12 protein-coding genes are annotated in these 20866 nt (G+C 71.8%); 2 read left to right on the top strand and 10 right to left on the bottom strand.

From position 1 onward, the window contains the following. Positions 1–226: 226 nt before the first annotated feature. The 4 genes from ilvC to ACIBJE_RS24620 all read right to left on the bottom strand — a co-directional run bounded on the left by ilvC (position 227) and on the right by ACIBJE_RS24620 (position 6449). Positions 227–1240: a ketol-acid reductoisomerase gene (gene ilvC / locus ACIBJE_RS24635; protein WP_396752114.1), complete on the bottom strand. Its 1014-nt coding sequence runs from the start codon at positions 1238–1240 to the stop codon at positions 227–229. 121 nt (positions 1241–1361) lie between these two features. Continuing rightward, on the bottom strand, positions 1362–1877 hold the full coding sequence (gene ilvN, locus ACIBJE_RS24630) for an acetolactate synthase small subunit (RefSeq protein WP_396752112.1): 516 nt from the start codon (positions 1875–1877) through the stop codon (positions 1362–1364). 82 nt (positions 1878–1959) lie between these two features. Continuing rightward, the gene (locus ACIBJE_RS24625; protein WP_396752110.1) at positions 1960–3816 is read right to left on the bottom strand and encodes an acetolactate synthase large subunit; all 1857 of its coding nucleotides are present in this window, start codon (positions 3814–3816) and stop codon (positions 1960–1962) included. 233 nt (positions 3817–4049) lie between these two features. Next, on the bottom strand, positions 4050–6449 hold the full coding sequence (locus tag ACIBJE_RS24620) for a putative bifunctional diguanylate cyclase/phosphodiesterase (RefSeq protein ID WP_396752123.1): 2400 nt from the start codon (positions 6447–6449) through the stop codon (positions 4050–4052). 129 nt (positions 6450–6578) lie between these two features. Between ACIBJE_RS24620 and ilvD the strand changes: the two genes are divergently transcribed. Beyond that, positions 6579–8426: a dihydroxy-acid dehydratase gene (gene ilvD / locus ACIBJE_RS24615; protein WP_396752109.1), complete on the top strand. Its 1848-nt coding sequence runs from the start codon at positions 6579–6581 to the stop codon at positions 8424–8426. Here ilvD and ACIBJE_RS24610 read toward each other — a convergent pair. Both ACIBJE_RS24610 and ACIBJE_RS24605 read right to left on the bottom strand, forming a co-directional pair. Then, positions 8405–8878, bottom strand: coding sequence for an ABA4-like family protein (locus tag ACIBJE_RS24610; protein WP_396752107.1), 474 nt, complete (start codon positions 8876–8878; stop codon positions 8405–8407). The genes ilvD and ACIBJE_RS24610 overlap by 22 nt on opposite strands. Further along, the gene (locus ACIBJE_RS24605) at positions 8875–9861 is read right to left on the bottom strand and encodes a hypothetical protein (protein ID WP_396752105.1); all 987 of its coding nucleotides are present in this window, start codon (positions 9859–9861) and stop codon (positions 8875–8877) included. Before ACIBJE_RS24605 ends, ACIBJE_RS24610 begins: the two co-directional genes overlap by 4 nt. A gap of 94 nt (positions 9862–9955) precedes the next feature. On the opposite strand from ACIBJE_RS24605, the gene ACIBJE_RS24600 reads away from it, so the two are divergent. Next, complete coding sequence (locus tag ACIBJE_RS24600) at positions 9956–10681, top strand: TetR/AcrR family transcriptional regulator (RefSeq protein ID WP_396752103.1); 726 nt, start codon at positions 9956–9958, stop codon at positions 10679–10681. Positions 10682–10742: 61 nt separating this feature from the next. Here ACIBJE_RS24600 and ACIBJE_RS24595 read toward each other — a convergent pair whose 3' ends face one another. Genes ACIBJE_RS24595 through ACIBJE_RS24580 form a run of 4 tightly spaced genes read right to left on the bottom strand, consistent with a single transcriptional unit; the run spans position 10743 to position 20690 of the window. Then, positions 10743–12869 carry a DEAD/DEAH box helicase gene (locus ACIBJE_RS24595; protein ID WP_396752101.1) on the bottom strand — a complete coding sequence of 709 codons (2127 nt, stop codon included), beginning with the start codon at positions 12867–12869 and terminating at the stop codon, positions 10743–10745. Then, positions 12866–14167 carry a BREX system ATP-binding protein BrxD gene (brxD, locus tag ACIBJE_RS24590; protein WP_396752099.1) on the bottom strand — a complete coding sequence of 434 codons (1302 nt, stop codon included), beginning with the start codon at positions 14165–14167 and terminating at the stop codon, positions 12866–12868. Before brxD ends, ACIBJE_RS24595 begins: the two co-directional genes overlap by 4 nt. Further along, a complete protein-coding gene (gene pglZ, locus ACIBJE_RS24585; RefSeq protein WP_396752097.1) occupies positions 14167–16932 on the bottom strand; it encodes a BREX-2 system phosphatase PglZ in 2766 nt (921 codons plus the stop codon). The genes brxD and pglZ overlap by 1 nt, the downstream gene beginning before the upstream one ends. Further along, a complete protein-coding gene (locus ACIBJE_RS24580; RefSeq protein ID WP_396752095.1) occupies positions 16929–20690 on the bottom strand; it encodes a phage resistance protein in 3762 nt (1253 codons plus the stop codon). Before ACIBJE_RS24580 ends, pglZ begins: the two co-directional genes overlap by 4 nt. Between the last annotated feature and the right edge of the window lie 176 nt (positions 20691–20866).

The following is a 20866-nucleotide window of genomic DNA, read 5'->3' as shown; positions in this document are numbered from 1 at the left end:
CGAGCTCAACGGACGACCCCGGCAAACCCTGGGATGGCAGAATCCTGCCGAAGCACTCCACCAGCACCTCGTCGCAACAGCCACTTGAAACCGCCCGCGTGGACAGGCCGGTTTCGGCGATACCGAGTCGATCGAAGCGACGGCGGGCGGAAAGCGATGCGGCCCGTGGTCCCGGACGCCGGGCAGGGCGTCGGGCCACGGGCCGCGTCGGAAGAACCGACCGGGGTCAGGCGGTCTCGGTGATCGGACGGTCGACCCAGCTCATCATGCCGCGCAGCTTCTGACCGGTCTCCTCGATCGGGTGCGCCGCGCCTTCGGCCTGCCACTTGCGGTAGTTCGGCCGGCCCGCCTCGTCCTCGGCGATCCACTCGCGGGCGAACTCACCGGACTGGACCTCGGAGAGGATCTTGCGCATCTCCTCCTTGACCCGGGCGTCGACGACGCGCGGGCCCCGGGACAGGTCGCCGTACTCGGCGGTGTCGGAGATGCTGTAGCGCATCCGGGCGATGCCGCCCTCGTACATCAGGTCGACGATCAGCTTCAGCTCGTGCAGGCACTCGAAGTAGGCCACCTCGGGCGCGTACCCGGCCTCGGTGAGCACCTCGAATCCGGTCTGCACCAGCGCGGACGCGCCACCGCAGAGAACCGCCTGCTCACCGAAGAGGTCGGTCTCGGTCTCCTCCTTGAAGGTCGTCTTGATCACGCCGGCCCGGCTGCCGCCGATGCCCTTCGCGTACGACAGGGCCAGGGCGAGCGCGTTGCCCGAGGGGTCCTGCTCGACGGCGACCAGGCAGGGCACGCCCTTACCGTCGACGTACTGGCGGCGGACCAGGTGACCCGGGCCCTTCGGAGCGACCATCGCCACGTCCACGTCGGCCGGGGGCTTGATCAGCCCGTACCGGATGTTGAAACCGTGGCCGAAGAAGAGTGCCTTGCCGGCGCTCAGGTGCGGAGCGATCGACTCGGTGTAGAGCTTGCGCTGCGCGGTGTCCGGGGCCAGGATCATGATCACGTCGGCCTCGGCGGACGCCTCCGCCGGGGTGAGCACCCGCAGCCCCTGCTCCTCGGCCTTGGCCCGGCTCTTCGAGCCCTCGGGCAGACCGATCACCACGTCGACGCCGGAGTCGCGCAGCGACAGCGCGTGGGCGTGACCCTGGCTGCCGTAGCCGATCACCGCGACCTTCCGGCCCTGGATGAGGCCCAGGTCGGCGTCCTCGTCGTAGAACACCTCAACGCTCATGAGAACTTTCCCTTTCGTACGACGGCCCGGGGCGGCCCGTCGTGGTCGGTGCGGCTGGGTTTCCGGCGGCGCGCGACGCCGGTCGGGTTCCGGCGGCGCGCGGCGCCTGTCTGGTCGGGGGTCAGGCGGCCCGGAGGGACGGACCGGCGGTGATGGAGCGCGATCCGCGCCCGATCGCCACGGTGCCCGACTGGACCATCTCCTTGATGCCGAAGGGCTCCAGGTCACGCAGAAGTGCGTCCAGCTTGTCGGGGGTGCCGGTCGCCTCGATGGTCAGCGTGTCCGGGGCGACGTCGACCACCCGGGCGCGGAAGAGGTTCACCGTCTCCAGCACCTGGCTCCGGGCGCTCCGGTCGGCGCGGACCTTGACCAGGAGCAGTTCCCGGGCGACCGAGACCTGCGGGTCCAACTCGACGATCTTGAGCACGTTGACCAGCTTGTTGAGCTGCTTGGTGACCTGCTCCAGCGGGGACGACTCGGCGTTGACCACGATGGTGATCCGGGAGACGTCCGGGTTCTCCGTCTCGCCGACGGCGAGGCTGTCGATGTTGAACCCACGCCGGGAGAAGAGCCCGGAGACCCGGGCCAGCACACCCGGCTTGTTCTCCACCAGAACCGACAGCGTGTGCAGGTTCATGCCACGGCCTCGCTTCGCTCGGTCGCGCCGTCGCGCGACATCCGACTGCGCTTGCTGACTCGTTCGCTCCGGCCGTCCATGGTCAGACGTCGTCCTCGTCGAAGACCGGGCGGACGTCGCGGGCGAACATGATCTCGTCGTTGCTGGTGCCGGCGGCGACCATCGGCCAGACCATCGCGTCCTTGCCGACCACGAAGTCGATCACCACGGGCGCGTCGTCGATCGCCATCGCGGCCTCGATGGTCTTGTCCACGTCGGCGGCGTTCTCGCAGCGCAGCCCGACGCAGCCGAGCGCCTCGGCCAGCTTGACGAAGTCCGGGATGCGGTGCTTGTGGGTGCCCAGCTCGGTGTTGGAGTACCGCTCGCCGTAGAACAGGGTCTGCCACTGCCGGACCATGCCCAGGTTGCCGTTGTTGATGATGGCGATCTTGACCGGGATGCCCTCCAGGGCACAGGTGGCCAGTTCCTGGTTGGTCATCTGGAAGCAGCCGTCGCCGTCCACCGCCCAGACCACCGTGTCCGGCTGGCCGACCTTCGCGCCCATCGCGGCCGGGACGGCGTACCCCATCGTGCCGGCACCGCCGGAGTTGAGCCAGGTGTACGGCTTCTCGTACGAGATGAATTGGGCCGCCCACATCTGGTGCTGCCCGACGCCGGCCACGTAGATCGCGTCCGGGCCGACGATCTCGCCGAGCCGCTTGATCACGTACTGCGGGGCGAGGGTGCCGTCGGCGGGCTCGTCGTAGCCGAGCGGGTAACGCCCGCGCAGGTCGTCGAGCTGCGCCCACCAGTCGGCCAGATCGGCCGTCCGGCCGGCGGCGTGCTCGACGGTGACCGCGCCGATCAGCTCGTCGATCACGTGCCGGGCGTCACCGACGATCGGCACGTCCGCCGTCCGGTTCTTGCCGATCTCGGCGGGGTCGATGTCGGCGTGCACCACGGCCGCGCCGGGGGCGAAGGAGTCCAGCCGGCCGGTCACCCGGTCGTCGAAGCGCGCCCCCAGCGCCACGATCAGATCCGACTTCTGCAACGCGTACACCGCAGCGACCGTGCCGTGCATGCCGGGCATGCCCAGGTGCTGCTCGTGCGAGTCGGGAAACGCGCCGCGCGCCATGAGCGTGGTGACCACCGGGATACCGGTCAGCTCGGCGAGCCGGCGCAGCCCCTCGGTCGCCCCGGCCTTGAGCACGCCGCCACCGACGTAGAGCACCGGCCGGCGGGCGCCGGTCATCAGCCGGGCCGCCTCGCGGATCTGCTTGCCGTGCGGGTGCAGGGTGGGCCGGTAGCCGGGCAGGTCGAGGTTGGGCGGCCAGGTGAAGGTGGTCTGCGCCTGGAGGACGTCCTTGGGGATGTCGACCAGCACCGGCCCGGGGCGCCCGGTGGAGGCCAGGTGGAACGCCTCGGCCAGCACCTGCGGGATCTCCTCGGGCGTCTGCACCAGGAAGTTGTGCTTGGTGATCGGCAGCGTGATGCCCTGGATGTCCGCCTCCTGGAAGGCGTCCGTGCCGATCGAGGCCCGCGCCACCTGCCCGGTGATCGCGACCAGCGGCACCGAGTCCATGTACGCGTCGGCGATCGGGGTGACCAGGTTCGTCGCGCCGGGGCCGGAGGTGGCGATGCAGACCCCGACCCGACCGGTGGCCTGCGCGTACCCGGTCGCCGCGTGTCCCGCGCCCTGCTCGTGCCGGACCAGGATGTGCCGGACCCGGGAGTCGTAGAGCGGGTCGTACGCCGGCAGGATCGCCCCGCCGGGGATACCGAAGACCACGTCGACGCCGAGCGCCTCGAGCGAGCGCACCAGGGAACCGGCACCGGAGACCTGGAGTGGGGTGGCCGGGGCGGGTACCGCCGGGGCGGCGGTGCGGTCGGCGGCGGGCTCGGTGCTCGTGCGGGCTCGCCGGGCGGAGTGGGCGAGGGTCTCTGGCGTGGGTCTCGTCATGGTGGTTCTGGCCTTCGGCTCGGGTGAGTGGCTCGTCAAGCAGTGCAACGCGGGCGGGGCCCGCCCCGATGGGTCCAACGGCAATAAAAACGGCCCTCGTGCAGACGCACGGGGCCAGCGCACTCTCACGAGGAGGAGAGTGCGCTCAGGTAAGTACTCGCGGGAAGCGGAACGACGGCATGGGGACAGCCTGACGCATCTCACGCGATGAGTCAACTGATCCCACATGTTGGTCAACGACGTGCCGCACCACCATGCACGTCCCGCCCGACACCGGGCCTGACCTGCGTCGATGCCGCATCCTCGGCAACCAGGTCGGACTGGCTCCCCCGCTCGCTCCGCACCGGCTCCGGGTCCGCCGTTCCGGCCCGTACCAGCGCCGGCTCGTCGTCGGCCGCCGGGGACGGTCGCGGCACGACCGAGGTCGCGGCGTCGAGCATCGCCTCCAGGTTCTCCGCCGGTACGCCCCAGCCGAAGAGCGCCCCCTGCCCGAACCGGCAGCCGGCGGCGACCACCGCGGCCAGCTCGGTCGGCGAGGTGACCCCCTCGGCGATCACCTCCAACCCGAGCTGGTGGCCCAGCCGCATCACGATGTCGACCATCGGGGCGAACGGCGGCCCGTCCCGGTCCACCGGACGGACGGGCTCGTGCTCGGCGACCAGGCTGTGGTCGATCTTGAGGATGTCGATCGGTAGCCGGCGGAGCTGTCCCAGGGACGAGTACCCGGCGCCGAAGTCGTCCAACGCGATCCGCACCCCGGTGCGACGCAGCGCGGTCAACCGCCGGATCAGCTCGTCGACGTCGGTCGCCACGGTGTGCTCGGTCACCTCCAGCACCAGTCGCTGCGGCGGCACCCGGTGCGCCCGCAGCGCCTCGGCGACCTGGCCGACGTACTCCTCGGCATGCAGTTCCCGGGGCGAGACGTTCACCGACACCCAGACGTCGTGGCCGTCGGCCAGCCAGCGGGAGAGCTGGAGGCATGCCTGGTCGAGCACCCACGCGCCGAGCGCGGCGATCATGCCGCACTCCTCGGCGAGCGGGATGAACTCGTCCGGCCGGACATTGCCCAGCTCCGGGTGGCGCCAGCGGAGCAGCGCCTCCGCCCCGACCGGGCGCACCGACGGCAGGGAGGCCACCGGTTGGAACACCAGCCGCAGCTCGCCGCGCCCGATCGCCCCACGCATCTCGTGCTCCACGGTCGTCCGGCGGCGCAGCATCCGCTCGTACGTGGCGTCGTACCGCTCGACCCGGTTCTTGCCCTGCTGCTTGGCGTGGCGCAGGGCCAGGTCGGCGTGGCGCAGCAGCACCTCGACGTCCGACTCGTCGACGTGGTGTGACCCGGCCGCGCCGTCCGGGTCGCCCCGTCCGGCGACGCCGACGCTCACCGAGAGGAAGACCGGTCCGTCCGGCTGTTGGTACGCCTCGCCGAGCGCGTGCAGCAGCACCTGGGCCAGCCGCTCGGCGTCCTGCGGACCGCGACGGGTCAGCACCGCGAACTCGTCCCCGCCGAGGCGGGCGGCGAGATCCTCGGGGCCCTGCCGGGCGCGCAGTCGCCGCCCCACCTCGGCGAGCACCGCGTCGCCGACGTCGTGCCCCCGCATGTCGTTGACGTGCTTGAAGCCGTCCAGGTCGAGGCCGAGCAGCACCACCGGCTCGCCGCCGGCGACGGCGGACGCCAGCGCGCGCAGCAGTCCCCGCCGGTTCGCCAGCCCGGTCAGCGGATCGGTGTGGGCCAGCTCACGGAAGTGCGCCTCCCGCTCGGCCAGCCGGGCGGCGTACCCGCGCATGTCGTGCAGGGTGAGGTACTGCCGGGTCACCAGCGCGAACCCCTCGATGCTGCCGGCGGTGATGGCGAGGGCGTCGAAGCGGCCGTCCTGGAGGAGGTGGTACGCCGCCGAGGCGGCCATGGCGACCATCGGGACGAAGGCGTACTCGCTGTCCCGGCGGATCAGGTCGGCGTCCACCTGGCCGGGCGGTTTGGTGGTGTGCACGGCGAGGCCGGCGGAGAGCAGCCCGACGGCGAGCACGGCCCCACCGGCCAGGGCCAGCCACGCAAGGCCCTCGCAGAGTCCGCCCGCCACCCCCAGCCCGCCGCAGACCATGTTGGTGACGCCGCAGCAGAGGCCGGCCAGCCGGGCCCGGGGGCGGGGGGCCCGGGCGGCGACCACCGCGTTCAGCCCGGCGGCGAGGGCCGCGCTGACCGTGGCGAGCAGGATCGGCGGGCAGGCCAGGTGGGTGGTCTCACCGAGCAGCCGGGTGGGCTCGGAGAACAGCACCCAGCCGACGAACCAGAGCGCCGCCGCCACGCTCACCCCGTCGAGCAGCAGCCGGACCGCGCCGGACGGCGACCCGACGACCCCGGGCATCCGGAGCAGCCCGGCGCACCCGAGGAAGCCGCTGACCGCGATGCCGATCGCGACCACGGTCGCCCACTGTGTTCGTTCTCCCTGGTGGTCCCCCTGGACGGCGACGGCGGCCAGCCCGGTGGCCAGGCTCAGTGTCGCGACCGTGGCGCCTGCGGCCAGCAGCAGGTGGGCCTGCCGGTATCCGCCACTCCGGTGCCGGACCGAGACGACCAGCAGACCGGTGGCCACCGTCGCCCCGAGCCCGCTCAGCACCGCGACTGCGATCATGACCGGGGAGAACTGCACAGCGTCAACTCTGCCGGACGGCGCGCAGCCGCGGGGGGCCGGGTGTGCATCTGTTGGGACACGGCGTGATCGTCGCTGGCCGTCCGCGCCGGTGGTGCAACACTTGACCCCATGCCTGAGCTGCGGTCGAGGACCTCCACACACGGTCGGACGATGGCCGGCGCCCGGGCCCTGTGGCGGGCCACCGGGATGACCGACGACGACTTCGGTAAGCCGATCGTCGCCATCGCCAACAGTTTCACCCAGTTCGTACCCGGTCACGTCCACCTCAAGGACCTGGGCGGCCTGGTCGCCGACGCGGTGGCCGAGGCCGGCGGGGTGGGGCGGGAGTTCAACACCATCGCCGTGGACGACGGCATCGCCATGGGGCACGGCGGGATGCTCTACTCGCTGCCCAGCCGCGAGCTGATCGCCGACGCCGTCGAGTACATGGTCAACGCGCACTGCGCGGACGCGCTGGTCTGCATCTCCAACTGCGACAAGATCACGCCGGGCATGCTGCTGGCCGCGCTCCGGCTGAACATCCCGACCGTCTTCGTCTCCGGCGGCCCGATGGAGGCCGGCAAGACGGTGGCGATCGAGGGGATCGTCCACTCCAAGATCGACCTCATCGACGCGATGATCGCGTCGTCCAACGAGGCGGTCACCGAGGAACAGCTCGGCGAGATCGAGCGCTCCGCCTGCCCGACCTGCGGATCCTGCTCCGGCATGTTCACCGCCAACTCGATGAACTGCCTGACCGAGGCGATCGGGCTGGCGCTGCCGGGCAACGGTTCGACCCTCGCGACCCACGCCGCGCGCCGGTCGCTCTTCGTCGAGGCCGGCCGCACCGTCGTGGAGATCGCCAAGCGCTGGTACGACGGGGACGACGCCTCGGTGCTGCCCCGGTCGATCGCGAACCGGTCCGCCTTCGAGAACGCCGTCGCGCTGGACGTGGCGATGGGCGGCTCGACCAACACGATCCTGCACCTGCTCGCCGCCGCCCGCGAGGCGGAACTGGACTTCGACGTCGCCGACATCGACGCGGTTTCCCGGCGGGTGCCCTGCCTGGCCAAGGTCGCCCCGAACTCGCCGCAGTACCACATGGAGGACGTGCACCGGGCCGGCGGCATCCCGGCCATCCTCGGCGAGCTGGACCGCGCCGGCCTGCTGCACCGCGACGTGTCGTCGGTCCACTCCCCCTCGCTGGCCGGGTGGCTCGCCGACTGGGACGTCCGGGGCGGCTCGCCGACGCCGGAGGCGGTCGAACTGTTCCACGCCGCCCCCGGCGGGGTGCGCACCACCGAGCCGTTCTCCACCACCAACCGCTGGTCCACCCTGGACACCGACGCGGCCGGCGGCTGCATCCGGGACGCCGCGCACGCCTACTCCGCCGACGGTGGGCTGGCCATCCTGCACGGCAACCTCGCCCCGGACGGCTGCGTGGTGAAGACCGCCGGGGTGCCCGAGGAGTGCCTCACCTTCCGCGGTCCGGCCAAGGTCTACGAGTCCCAGGACGACGCGGTGACGGCCATCCTCGCCAAGGAGGTCGTCGCCGGGGACGTGGTGGTGATCCGGTACGAGGGCCCGAAGGGCGGGCCGGGCATGCAGGAGATGCTCTACCCCACCTCGTTCCTCAAGGGACGTGGGCTCGGTCGGTCCTGCGCGCTGCTCACCGACGGCCGGTTCTCCGGCGGCACCTCCGGCCTGTCCATCGGACACGTCTCCCCCGAGGCCGCCTCCGGCGGGCTGATCGCCCTGGTCGAGCCGGGCGACGAGATCATCATCGACATCCCGAACCGGTCGATCTCACTCGACGTGCCCGAGGAGGTGCTGGCGGCCCGGCGGATCGAGCAGGAGAAGCGCGACCGCCCGTACACGCCGGTCGACCGGGAGCGCCCGGTCTCCGCCGCCCTGCGCGCGTACGCCTCGATGGCGACGTCGGCCAGCGACGGCGCCTACCGCCGCGTCCCGGACTGACCGACGGCTCCGCCGGTCGGGGTCGCCCCGACCGGCGGACGCCCGGCCACCTCCCGCACTGCCAGGTGAACCAGGAGACCCACCGGGGAGAGCAGGATGGTCAGCGCCAGGATGGGCCCGGTCACCAGCGGATGCACTCCCCGCTCCCGTCCGTCCAGGTAGATCCACCGGCCGACGAAGAGGTCGAAGGCGATCACGTGCGCCCAGAGCGTGGCCGCGCCGGCCGGGGTGCCGAGGAACTCCGTCAGCCCGGCCAGCGAGGGTCTGCTCACCACCGGCCAGAGCCGGTCGAACTCCGCGACGGCGAGGACCAGGTAGCCGACCAGCGGCGGCACCACGACTAGCGGTGAGCCGACGATCCGCCGGGTCCACGACCAGCCGGGCAGCAGGATCATCAAGGCCCAGAAGGGTACGACCAGCGGGAAGGTCAGGTCGAAGATCAGCCCGGTCACCGCGTACCGCCGACGAGGGCCGGGGTGGCGGTGGGCACCGGAGTCCGCGCGGTGGCGAGCACGGCGGCGGCCGACCCGACGGTCAGCACCAGCAGTACGGCGGCCGCGCCGAGGGTGGCCGCGTCCGGGGCGGTCAGCGGCTGTCCGCGCAGCGCCTGCCAGGTGACCAGGGCGACCAGCCCGGCGTACCCGGCGGCGACGGTGCGGACCAGGTTCCGGCGGGTACCGTCGTCGCGCAGCCGGGGCAGCCGGCGGCCGAGCCGGAGCAGTGCCAGGCCGACCAGGGGCAGCACCTGGAGTCCGTGCATCCCGACGAAGTGTGGGATGCGCAGGTCGCCGCCGGTGGTGCTCCAGCCGATCAGCGGCAGACCCGGCCCGCCGTCCGGGACGCCGACGCTGTGCGCGCCGACGACGGTCGCCACGCCCTCGCGCATGGTGGTGGCCTGCTCCGGGGTGGGACCGGTCATCAGGAAGCCGAGCGCCATCCCGGCCACCGCCAGGGCCAACCCGAGGCGGATGGCCGACGAGGTGGCGCGGTCGGCGATCCGCTCCCGGAGCAGGAGGACGGCGACCACGAGGTTGGCCGCCCAGAGCACCCCGATGCTGACGCCCATGATCGTCCAAAGGGTCGCGTCGAACGCCGTGAGCACGTTGTAGTGGCTCTGCCGGCCCCGGAGCACCTGTCCCACGATGATCACCATCTCGACAGCGGCGGTGACGGCGACCACCGTGCCGGCGCGCCGCCCGGCGGTGTGGTGGCGACGGAGCAGGGAGAGGAGCCAGGCCAGCGTCGGCGCGTACAGCAGGAAACTGAGGGCGAACTTGAACGGCTTGGCCCAGATCGGCGCGCCAACCAGGGTGCGGTCGTCCACGACCAGGCCGACGACGCCGGCCACTGTCATGACGGCCATCGCGGCACTGAAAGCCATCAGCGGTCGGTGCAGGTGGTACAGGGAGGCGGGACGGAGTGGACGGGTGGTCATGACGTCCTCCAGGAAGCTTTGCCTGATAGTGTCAGGCAGAACGAACAACGCCAGGCTAGGAGGATTTGTTGAACACTGTCAAGGAGGGTGAGCAGTGTCAGTCGTAAAGCCGTCAGCCAGCCTGCGCGAACGTCGCCGCGCCGCGACCATCGACGAGATCATCGGCGTGGCGCTCCGGCACCTCGCCGAGCACGGCGTCCACGAGCTGTCGCTGCGGGCGGTGGCCCGCGAGGTCGGCATGACCGTGCAGGCGCTCTACCACTACTTCGACAGCCGCGACGCGCTGCTCACCGCACTGATCGCGCACGGGCAGAACGCGCTCGCCGACGCCCTCCGGGCCACCGCCGACGCCCACCACGACGCCGGCTACGTCGACCGGTGCGTCGCAGTGAGCCTGACGTACCGGGAGTGGGCGCTACGCAACAAGCCCCTGTTCCTGCTTCTCTACGGCAACCCGGTGCCCGGCTACGCCGCTCCCGAGGAAGGACCGACCATGATGGCCGGTCGCCGGGTGGCGGAGGTCTTCGCCGAGGTGGTCTTCGCCGGCTGGACCGCCGAGCAGATCGCCGCCGTGCCCGTTCCGGCGGCGGACCCGGCGCTGACCGCGCAGCTCACCGGGGCGGCGCAGGCCATGGCGCCGCACCTCTCCCCGGGCGCGCTGGCCCAGTTCCTCGGCGCCTGGGCGCAACTGCACGGGCTGGTCATGCTCGACCTGCTCAACCACATGCGCTGGCTGGAGGGCGCCGCGGCCACCGAGTACCACCGCGCCATGCTCGTCCAACTCGGCAACCGCCTCGCCGCCCTGAGGGATGGCATCTGACCGCCAATCTGGATCAGCCGGAGAGCAGCCAGCGAGGCGGCGGCCGACGTGGCCCGTGCGTTCAGGACGTCAGGACGGAGAGGCGGACCGGCTCGGCGAGAACGGCCGCCGCACCGGACAGGTCCGCCGTCCGTGCGGCGAGGGTGGCCGCCGCGAGGCGTGGCGGTAGTGCCGCGCCGAACTTGAGCCCGGCCACAGCCCGTTCGCTGATCTCCGGTAGACACAGTCGTGTGGCGGCGTCGGCGGTTGTTGCCCGCCACCTGGCGGTGGTGAGGTCCTCTCGGAGCCGAACGGCGTAGTCATCGAAGCGGTGGGCGGGATCGATGGCCTCGCCCATGGTTGCCGCCAGGGTGGCGTTGGCCCGCAGGCCGGCCCAGGTCCACCATCGCAGGTCGCCACGCCGGTCCCGGACGACCAGACTGCCACCGGGATGCACCAGCATGTCCCGATCGTCGCGCTCAAGCGTCAGCCGGCTCCTGGCCCGCGCGGTCAGCGACACCGGAGGATCCGCGCCGAGCAGCACCTCGCGCATGGCGCGGGTCAGCGCGAAGCCCGACCCCACCCACCCCGACGAGGTCCAGCGGGCCCGTCCACCACCGTCGGCCGGCTCCACGAAGCAGCGTCGACGACGCCAGTCAACGTACGTCACCCGCCAGCTCCGGCCGCCCAGCAGCAGGCGACGTTCGCCCGGTACCTCGTCGGTGAGCAGGCTGGGATCGATCCGGCCCAGCTCGGCACGGCCGTGCAGCGCGGTGAACTCGGGCGGCCCGGTGAAGACGGCGGTCATCTCCATGAAGTGGCGACGACCGAACCGCCGCTCCGCCTCAGGCCCGATGAAAAGCAGGCCACCGTCCGCGTCCAGGTATCCGTGCTCGACAAGATGGCGCAGGATGGGATCCGCATCTGGCCCGAAGGGCGACAGTCCATTCCATTCCTGGGCCCAGATCCGGTCGCCGACGCGGTGCTCCTGCAGGCAGAGCGCCAGGATCTGCTGGGCGACGATGTGCCGGGGCTCCGGCGGGGCGACCACCGGCTCCACCCAGTTCCTTCCCCACAGCAGCAGCAACGCCGCTGCCCGGACCAGTTCCTCACCGCTGCGGCACAGGAAGAGGCAGTTGCGGACACTGCCGGTTCGACGTCCGGTCCGGCCGATCCGCTGGAGGAACGAGGCGACGGTCCCGGGAGCATCGATCTGGATGACCCGGTCCAGGTCGCCGACGTCGATGCCCAGCTCGAGCGTGCTGGTGGAGACGATCACACAGTCACGGGCCTCCGCGAACGCCTCTTCGGAGCGGCGTCTTTCCTCGGCCGACAGTGAGGCGTGGGACAGGAAGGTGGTGACACCCTTCTCGCGGAGCAACTGCCCGAGTTCCTCGACGGTCTGCCGGGACTCACAGAAGACCAGCCGCTTCTCACCGGCGTGCAGTGCGGCGATCACTGTGGCGGCGTTGACGAGCGAGCCGACGTAATCGAGTTCGATCCGCCCCGGGGGCGGCTGTGCCACGGCCGGAGCGGCTGCCTCCGGAGGAGCGACCACCCGGGCGGGTCGGCTTCCTGCGGCCGAGCCCTGCAGCCAGTTCAGCAGTTCCACCGGGTTGCCCACGGTCGCGGACAGACCGATCCGCTGCAACGGTCGGCCAGTCAACCGGGCCAGGCGTTCCAGCACGGCGAGCAGGTGCCAGCCCCGGTCGTCACCGGCGAAGGCGTGCACCTCGTCGACCACCACGGCCCGCAGTCCGGCGAAGAAAATCCGGTGGTCGACGTTGGCGCTGATCAGCATCGACTCCAGCGACTCAGGGGTGGTCAACAGGATGTCCGGACGCTGCCACAGCACGGCTCGCCGGGCGGACGTCCCGACGTCACCGTGCCAACGGGCAGCGGTCCGTCCCACCCAGCCGACGTACCGTTCGAGCCGTGGGTGCAGGTTGTTGAGCAGGGCCTTGAGCGGGCAGAGGTAGAGCACCGAGGTCCCGGTCCACCGCTCGGCGGTCATCCGGGACAGCAACGGGAACACCGCTGCCTCGGTCTTGCCCCCAGCGGTCGGAGCGAGCAGCAGCGCGTCGTCGCCCTCGAGCAGCGGGTCGATCGCCGCCCGCTGGAGGGGACGCAGATCCGGCCAGCCGAGAGTGTTGACGATGTGGTGCAGGACGACCGGGTCGAGCCGTTGCTCCGGGCGGTCGTCGCTCACATCGGCAGCTGGATGTCGTCGGCCGAGGCGGCGTTCCGCTCGACCTCGGTCAGCTCGTCGGGGCGGACTGTCAACGCGTAGTGCCGACGGGGATCCCAGGCGTCGAACTGGTCGACCCGGTCGAAGACATCCGCGACGAGCTTCTTGAGGAAAACCCGGGGCGCGACGCCGACCTGCCCGCCGAGCCGGCCCGCGACAGCCCGGGCCAGTTTCCCGAGGTACGCGTCGTCGCATACCTGTGAGACTCGGGCGCTGCCGTAGATGTCGCGTACCCGAATACCGAGCTGGACGAGCGTCTCCTCGGTGAAGCCGGGGAGCCGGAGCTGGGTGGCACGCGGGTTGTCCCAGTGCCACTCGGGCCCGAAGTCGGTGGCGAGTCGCTGGGCCAGCGGGGCGAGTCGTTGCACGCCCTGCTGGCCGTCGTAGAAGGCCGGCGTGCCGGTGATCAGCAGGAACAGACCGGGGAAGCGTCCGCCGTAGATGTCGTCGATGAGTTGGCGCAGGGAGTTGAGCGCCTTGTCCCGGGCATCCGACCGAACCCGTTGAAGGGTCTCCACCTCGTCGAGCACCAGCAGAAGACCGGGGTGTCCGCTGTCCCGCAGCACGGTCAGCAGCCCCTGCAGGAAGCTGAGCGCGGCGAAGTGGTCGATGTCGCCCTTGACGCCGGCCGCCCGCCGCGCCGACGCGGCCACGTGCGGCTGGCCGCCCAGCCAGGCGGCTAGGCCGTCGGCGGTGATCTGGTCGCCGTCCGCCACGGCCGTCCGGTAGCCGCGCAGAGCCGCCGCGAACCCCGGGGTGTTCCGGGAGATCCCGGTCAGCCGCCGTTCGAGGAGGTCGCCCACCGCCCGGTCGAGCCCCTCCGCGTCCTGCTCGTCGACCGTCCCGGCAGCCAGGACGTCCTCCTCCAACGCGAAGATCCACCCGTCGAGGACGGGGCGCAACGCACTGGGCGGGAACTGTTCGGTGGTCAACTGTTCGACCAGCCGCCGGTACACGGTCTCCATCCGGTGCAACGGCGTCTCCAGCTCGGAGATCTGCACCTCGGCGACGGCGAACCCGCGCCGCTTGGCCCGTTCCCCCAGCCATCGGGTGAAGAAGGTCTTACCGGCGCCGTACTCGCCCCGGACGGCCTTGAAGACGCTCCCGGCACCGGCCACCCGGTCGAGATCCTCGTCGAGAGCGGCGGTGAACCGGTCGAGGCCGACCGCGAGGACGTCGAGGCCGTTGGAGGGTACGGCTCCCCGACGCAGCGCGTCGATGATGTCGCGGCGTCGCCGGGCACTGACCTCGACGGCCATCACGCCTCCAGGCCGAACTGCTCGACCAGCAGCGGGATGTCGAGCTTGGCGGTTCGCCCGTCCGGGTCGAGGCTGAGCACCGGATAGCCCTCCACCTGTAGCAGCCGGCGCAGCGCGGCGAAGAGCCCGGTGATCCGGTGAGCGGGGATGTTCGCCCGGGTGGCCAGCGTGTCCATGGTCGCCCGACCGTTGCCCGCCACGAGCGTGGCGACCAGGGCGGCCACCCGCTCGTCGGCGATCGGGGCACGGGTGTCGCGCCGGTCGGCGTAGACCGGACTGGCGAGCAGCGCCTCGACCAGCACCTCCGCCGGGTCGGCCGGTGCTGCGGCCGGGACGGGCGGCGGCGCGACGACCGGCGACGACGACGGCAGGTCGAAGAGGCTCTCGTCCTGTGCCGCGGTGCGGGGCTTGCGTGCCGCGCGGCCCGCAGTGCCGGACTCCGTCCGGGTCGCGGTGTCCGGCGCCCGGTCGGCGGTCGCGCCCTCCGGCGACGTCTGCCGCAGCGGCTCCCGCCACCACTCGGGACTGCTGACTGGCGCACCCGCCCAACCCGGCACGGCCGCCTCATCGTGCGCGGCGAAGAGCAGCAGTGGGATGACAACCTCGGCGGCTGACGCGCCGCCGTGATACCCGGCCTTGCGGGGCCCGTACCGGAGTTGCTCCTGCCAGGGCAGGACGACCCTGCCCTGGCCCAGCGCCACCCTGCTGCCGGTAAAGAGCAGCTCGCCGTCGCCCGGCGCGGTCGTCGCGGGACGCCAGCGGTTCTCACTTGAGTCGGACGGACGCAGTTCGGCGTCCGCCCCACGGTCGACGACGTGCCCATGGTCGGAGAGGAGAACGACCACCCGATCCTGGGTGACGGCGAGCAGGTCGCGCAGTCCGTTGACCGTGTCGGGGCCCCACTCGGTGGTGCCGGGGTCGCTGCGGTCCAGGGCGTCGTCGATGGTGTTGATGACGGCCGCCACCATCGGCACGGCCGGATTGCCGAGCGCCTGGGCGACCTCGGGGTCGACGGCCAGACCGGCGGGGGTGCGCAGGTCCGCCTTGTGCAGCAGGACGCTGCCGGGGAAACGAGCGGTGAATTCCTTTACCTCGACCGCCCGGTCACCGACGGTGATCCGGCCGCTGAAGAGGCTGCACCGGTTGACCATGGTGACCGTCGGCAGGGCGGCCAGGACGCCGGTGCGGGCCCCGCCGCCAGGGGTCAGCTCCGTCCAGGCGCCATTGCGCGCCAGGGCCTCGGCGATCTCGATCCCGGCTGCCGTCCCCATGCCGTCCAGCAGCAGGAGGAGGACCCGCCGACCGTTGTCGAGGATCGGGCGGACCACCCGGTCGAGGACGTCCTCCACCCGCAGCAGCGCGCCGGGTTCCCGTTCGGCCCCGGTGGTGTCCTGCAGCAGTTCGGCGAAGTGCCGGTCGTGCCGGGCCCTTCGGTGGTCGACTACGGCGTGCAGTGCCCGGTACGCCTGGGCGACGTCCGCGTCGGGATCCCCGGCGAACACGTCCAACCGGGCCCGGTCCACCCAGCCGTCCTCCCGGACCTGCCGGTGCACCGCCGCCAGCATGGTCGCCGGTTCCGGTGCGTCCGGAACGGCGAGCCAGCGCAGCAGCCGCACGGCCATCCGGGCGGTCTCGACCCGCTTACGGTCAGCCGAGCGGTGTGCCTCGACATCGGTGAGCCGCTCCTGCACCGCCTCGATCAGGCCGGTGTCGACGAGGTGCGACCGGGGCGCGGGCAGCGCGAGGCGTACGGCGTCGGCGAAGGCGCGCATCCGCTGGGTGAACCCGAGCGGCAGCAGGTCGGAGGCGACCAGCCGCCGGGCCATGTCGACCTCGGCGGCGATCTCCTCGGCTCGCCGGAGCATGCGGTGGGCCTCGTGGCGCACGTGTTCGTCACCGTCGAGCGCCCGGTAGATCCACGCCTCGGCCGCCTCCAGGTAGGCGGTGGCCTGCGCGTCGGTGAGCCGAGCACCCCCGAAGTACCGCTCCAGCCGGGTCCGGGCGACCGCGGTCTCCACGTCCGTCGCGCTGCCACCTCCCCGGGGCCAGAGCACCCCGGCGAGGAGCCCGAGGGCGATCGCGTCGACCCCGTGTCCGGCCCGAACGGCGGCGACCACCGGCACGGCGACCGGGCCGGCGGCCTCCACCAGGTAGGTTCCGATGCCGTCCGTCCACTCGTCGGGCAGGTCGAGGAAACGCATCTGGGTGGGGGCGTCGGTGCTCCACTGCAGCAGCCCCGCGCCGTCCAGTTCGTCGGGGTCGAGCCCGAGCGCCGCCCCGGCGAGGTGCCGGAGCGCGTGGTCCCGGGTCACGATGGTTCCGGCCGGCGGTGGCCAACCGTCGACCGGGGCCAGTTCGGTGAGCGCGTCGGCGACCCACCGGCCGGTCCGCACCAGCGTCGAGTCCAGACCCAGTCGGGTCTGCCCGCCGAACGCCTGCCGGACCAACTCCCACGGGTCGACGCTGCGCCCGGCCTGCATGCTCACGTGGGCGAGCAGGCCGTCCCCCAGTTCGGCGTCGGGCAGGTCGGTGAGGATCACGAGTTTCTCGTCGACTGCCCGGTCCACGAGCGCGGCCCGCGCGGCGATCGGTGTCGGGCAGGGCACCACCCGTACCGAGTGACCCGCGACGGTCAGCACCGGCTCGTCGGTCCATTCCGGGCGGGCGAGCAGCACGATGGCGTCCGTGCCGTCCTGTTCGGCCAGCCACGCCTCGACCTTCCGCCGGACCGCAGCCGGCCGTACGGCAATCCGGGCGAGGCTCACGCCTGCCGCTCCGGGGCGGTGACGTGCCAGGTCACGGCGACCGTCCGCCCTGCGACGACCTCCGCCCGGATCTCGTTCACCAGCCCGGCCAGGTCCGCCTCGGTGGCGATCGTCGTGCGGTGGGTGGCGACGTCAGGGGGCGTGGCCCGGTCCCGGTCATGAGCCGGCTTCCACTGCCCAGGGACGAGCTGTGGCTTGTCGTCCACCGGCTTCGGTCGGACCTCGGGGTCCGGGTCCTTCCGGGGCTCCGGGTCGCGTGGCTTCTCCTGGGCCAGGAAAGCGGCGGCATCGGCAACCGCCTGGCGCAGCGCCTCGGCCAGATCGGAGCCGTGGTGGTCGTCGCGGGCGGCGGCCCTGAGCTGCGCGATGATGACCCGCGCCCGGTCGTCGGTCCCGGCCCGCAGGGCGATCGCATCCAGCAGGGGCCACTGCGTGGCCGCGAGGCCGTTCACCAGGGTCTGGGCCTGCTTGAAGACCTGGCTGGCGGCCTGCCCGTCGAGGCCGCCCAGGTGCTCTTGGCCGCCGGCCACAACCCGCACCAGGACCACGTCGTCGCGTTCGTGGGCCACCTGGGTGAGCAGGTCCCTGACCCGCCGGGCGGTCGCCAGCCGGCCGTCTCCGGCCGCCGTCTCGAGGCCGAGCAGCTTCGCGTGCTGTTCCAGTGCCGTTACGAGTTTTCCGGCGACATCCTTGTACGCGGTGGCGACGTGGCGCATGGCACCGGCCATGGTGCCGAGGTTGGCCGGGTTGCGGAAGAGTGGCAGCACCTTGCCGAAGAAGGGCTGACCGAACTGGACGGCCGCCTTCCACTCCCCCTCGGTGGGCAGCTCCGGGTGGCGCAGCTCGAAGCGGTCCTCCACCCCGTTGACCGCCTCGACCCTGGTCTTGCCGCCGTTGCTGTCGTACCAACTGAGCTGCTGCTCGAGCGCGAAGACGGCGATGATCAGGTTCTGCAGGTCACGGTCGAAGCCGCGCCGCTTCGGCACGTCGAGGATCTCCCGGAGCACGTGCACCGGGAAGTGGTCCCGGTAGTCCCGCCGGGCCGCCTCCTGCAGCAGGTGCTGACTCCAGTAACAGGTGCTGATGTCGAGCACGTAGCGGTGGTCGACCAACTCGCCGAGGCGCAGCGGGTTGCAGATCCGCCTGAGGACGCGCTGGTCGTTGGCGGGAACGGCGACGCCGTGGGTGGGGTCGGCGGCGGCCTGCTTCGCGTAGTCGAGCACCTTGCCCAGCTCGGCACGGGTGAGCGGCTTCTCGTCCTCTGGCAGGGCCGGGGTGCCCGGGTACGACCACTCGAGCAGCTCGGCGGTGAGGTTCCGGAACGCGTCGGCGAGCGTGCCGCCGCGTGGGTCACCGACGCGCAACCCCTCGGCGAGCGTGTGCAGCACGCCGACCGTGTCGTCCTGCACGTCGGAGGGCTGCGGGTTCGCCGCCCCGTACGCCTGCTTGAGCGCGGTGATCAGGCCTTCGCGCAACTGGGTCTGCCGCTGCTGCAGGTAGACCCGGCCCTGCTGGCGGTCGGCCTTCGGCCAGTCGGCGGCGAGGGTGTTGAGGCGTTCGCCGGCACCACCGACCCCGAGCAGGTAGTTGATCTTCGCGAGCTGGGCGACCCGGCCCATCATGTCGTCGGTCAGGTAGAGCGGCAGCCAGAAGACGGTGTGCGAGCCCCGGGGCAGTTCCTCGATCCGGGCCCGGTCGGCGCTGCGCGGCAGATCCTGGGGATCGAACGGGTAGTCGACAACGATCCGCCACGACTCACCCGGGGCGAGGAGTGCGGCGACCGGCATCGAGTCCCGGTCGCGGACGTTGCCGAACTTGACCTGGACGATGTGCCGCCGCCCCCGCCAGTCGCGGGGCTGCTGCAGCTCGCCGTGGCTCCCCTCGACCCCGGCCAGGCCCATCTCGGCGCTGATCAGCTCGCGGAGGAGCTGCTGCCGGACGCCCGCCGAGGTTTCGTTGTTCGGCACGAGTTCGAGCAGCTTGTCGAAGTCGACGGTGTGCAGCTTGAGCGAGACCACCGGGTCGTGGTCGTCGGTGAGGTGCAGCTCCCCGGCGTCCTGCTCGATCTTGCGGAGCCGGTTGAGCACGATGGTGTTCTCGTAGCCGGGGATCGGCGAGGCGATGGAGCCGAAGTTCAGCGCGTGCAGCTTGGCCGCGGTGAGGTTGTGCAGGGCCGGCACCTCGGGCACCAGGGCGCCGAGCAGGATGGTCTTGACCAGCTTGTCGTCGAGCTGGAACTGGGTGTGCCCGGCCGCCCGCTCCTCGTCGATGCCGTTGAGCGCGAGCAGGATCGGCCGCAGCTTGCGCAGGTAGATGCCCCGGGCGGCCTCGAACTGCTGCCGGAGCTTGGGGCGGTCGGGCAGTTCGCCGTGCAGCACCAGCGGATCGAAGAGGGCGGCCACCCCGATCAGGTCGTTGACCCTGAGGGCGTCCCGCCGGTCGACCAGCAGCTCGGTCATCACCTTCAGCGCGGTCCGCTCCCGCTGCAACGCCTGCGAGAGCGCGACCAGGGTCGCCACCAGGGCCGGCGAGAAGGGGTAGAGCTGCCGGAACGCGGTGGCGTCCGAGCCGATGCCCGCGTCGCCGTACTGCGCGCCGAGCAGGAGGGTGTCCCACACCTCACGGTTGTGCTTCACCGCCGCGAAGGCATTGTCGATGATTTGCCGGGCGGCGTCGTCGTTCGGCTTGAGCAGCCGCTTCTCGGTGATCTCCGGCAGGTTGGTGTCGGCGAGGACGATCTCGCCGAGCCGCCCCTGGACGCTGCGCATCACGTGCGCGAGCGCCTCGCGTTCGGTTCCGCCAACCTGCGGGCCGAGGAACTCCTCCAGGTTGCGCTGCCTGGCCACGAAGGAGACCAGCGGCAGCGGCCGGGCCGCGTCGGCGGACTCGACCAGCTTGTTGAGCTTGGCGCCCTCCGTGTTGACGAAGGTGTGGTCGGCGATCCGGCCGGAGAGCCAGAGGATCAGCTCGTCGAGGAAGAGAACGATCGCGTCGTACCCGAGGGCCTTCGCGTGCCGGGTGATGACCGCGAGACCGGTGTCCAGGTCCAGGTATTCGCCGCTGTGCACCGCGCCGCTGAAGAAGGTCTGGGTCAGCGCGCTCACCAGGGTGTCGCGCTCCTTGGTGCCGGGCGGCTGCGCGGCGGCGTCGGCGTACCGCTGCGGGGTCCAGCCCTCCTTGCGGGCCCGCTGCGCGGCCAAGCCGTCGCCGCCCGCGCCAGGCACGGCTCCGCCGTCGCGCAGCGCGGCGAAGAACTTGTCGTCACCGAGCGTCCGGCGCAGGCCGGCGGCGTTCTCCAGCAGTGCGTCCGACCGGTGTACGGCGGGCACGGGCGCATCCGGGTGGACGGCGGTGACGTGGCGAAGGTACCCCTCGAGGATGGCCTGCTCGACGGAGCGCGCGTCGAGCATGTGCAGGGTCAGGGAGAGAAACCTCCGCCCCTTCAGCCAGGAGTCGGCGACGACCACCGGCCCCTCGATGCCACGGATCTGCCGGGCGTACGGGTTGTGCGCGAGGATCTCCCGCAGCACCGCCATGAAGTGCGACTTGCCGGAGCCGAAGGAGCCGTGCAGGAAGACCGCCTGGGATCGGCCGGTGTTGACGGCGTGCCCGATCTTCTGCAACGCGCTGGTGAAGTTCTCCCGGAGCTGGTCGGTGACCACGTACCGGTCGAGGTCGGCCCCTTCGGCCGCCTTGACGACGAAGTCGCCCTCGCCGACCGACGTCGGGATGTCGATCAGGTCGCGCAGCAGCGTCACCGGTGTTCCTCCAGCATCCCCAGGGTCCCGACACGCTACCCAGGGACAACCGGACGCGAGTACCGCTCCGATCAGCGGCCAGCCGCTCCTATCGACAGGACTGCATCAAACGCTGGTCACCAGCTCCGTCATCGACGGGCAATACGCAGCTCAACGGGGACCCGAATCGTTGCAGT

The organism is Micromonospora sp. NPDC050187 (assembly GCF_044459745.1).
Lineage (GTDB): Bacteria > Actinomycetota > Actinomycetes > Mycobacteriales > Micromonosporaceae > Micromonospora.
The sequence above is the reverse complement of the archived record's forward strand: the minus strand, read 5'-3'. Positions and strand labels throughout refer to the sequence as shown.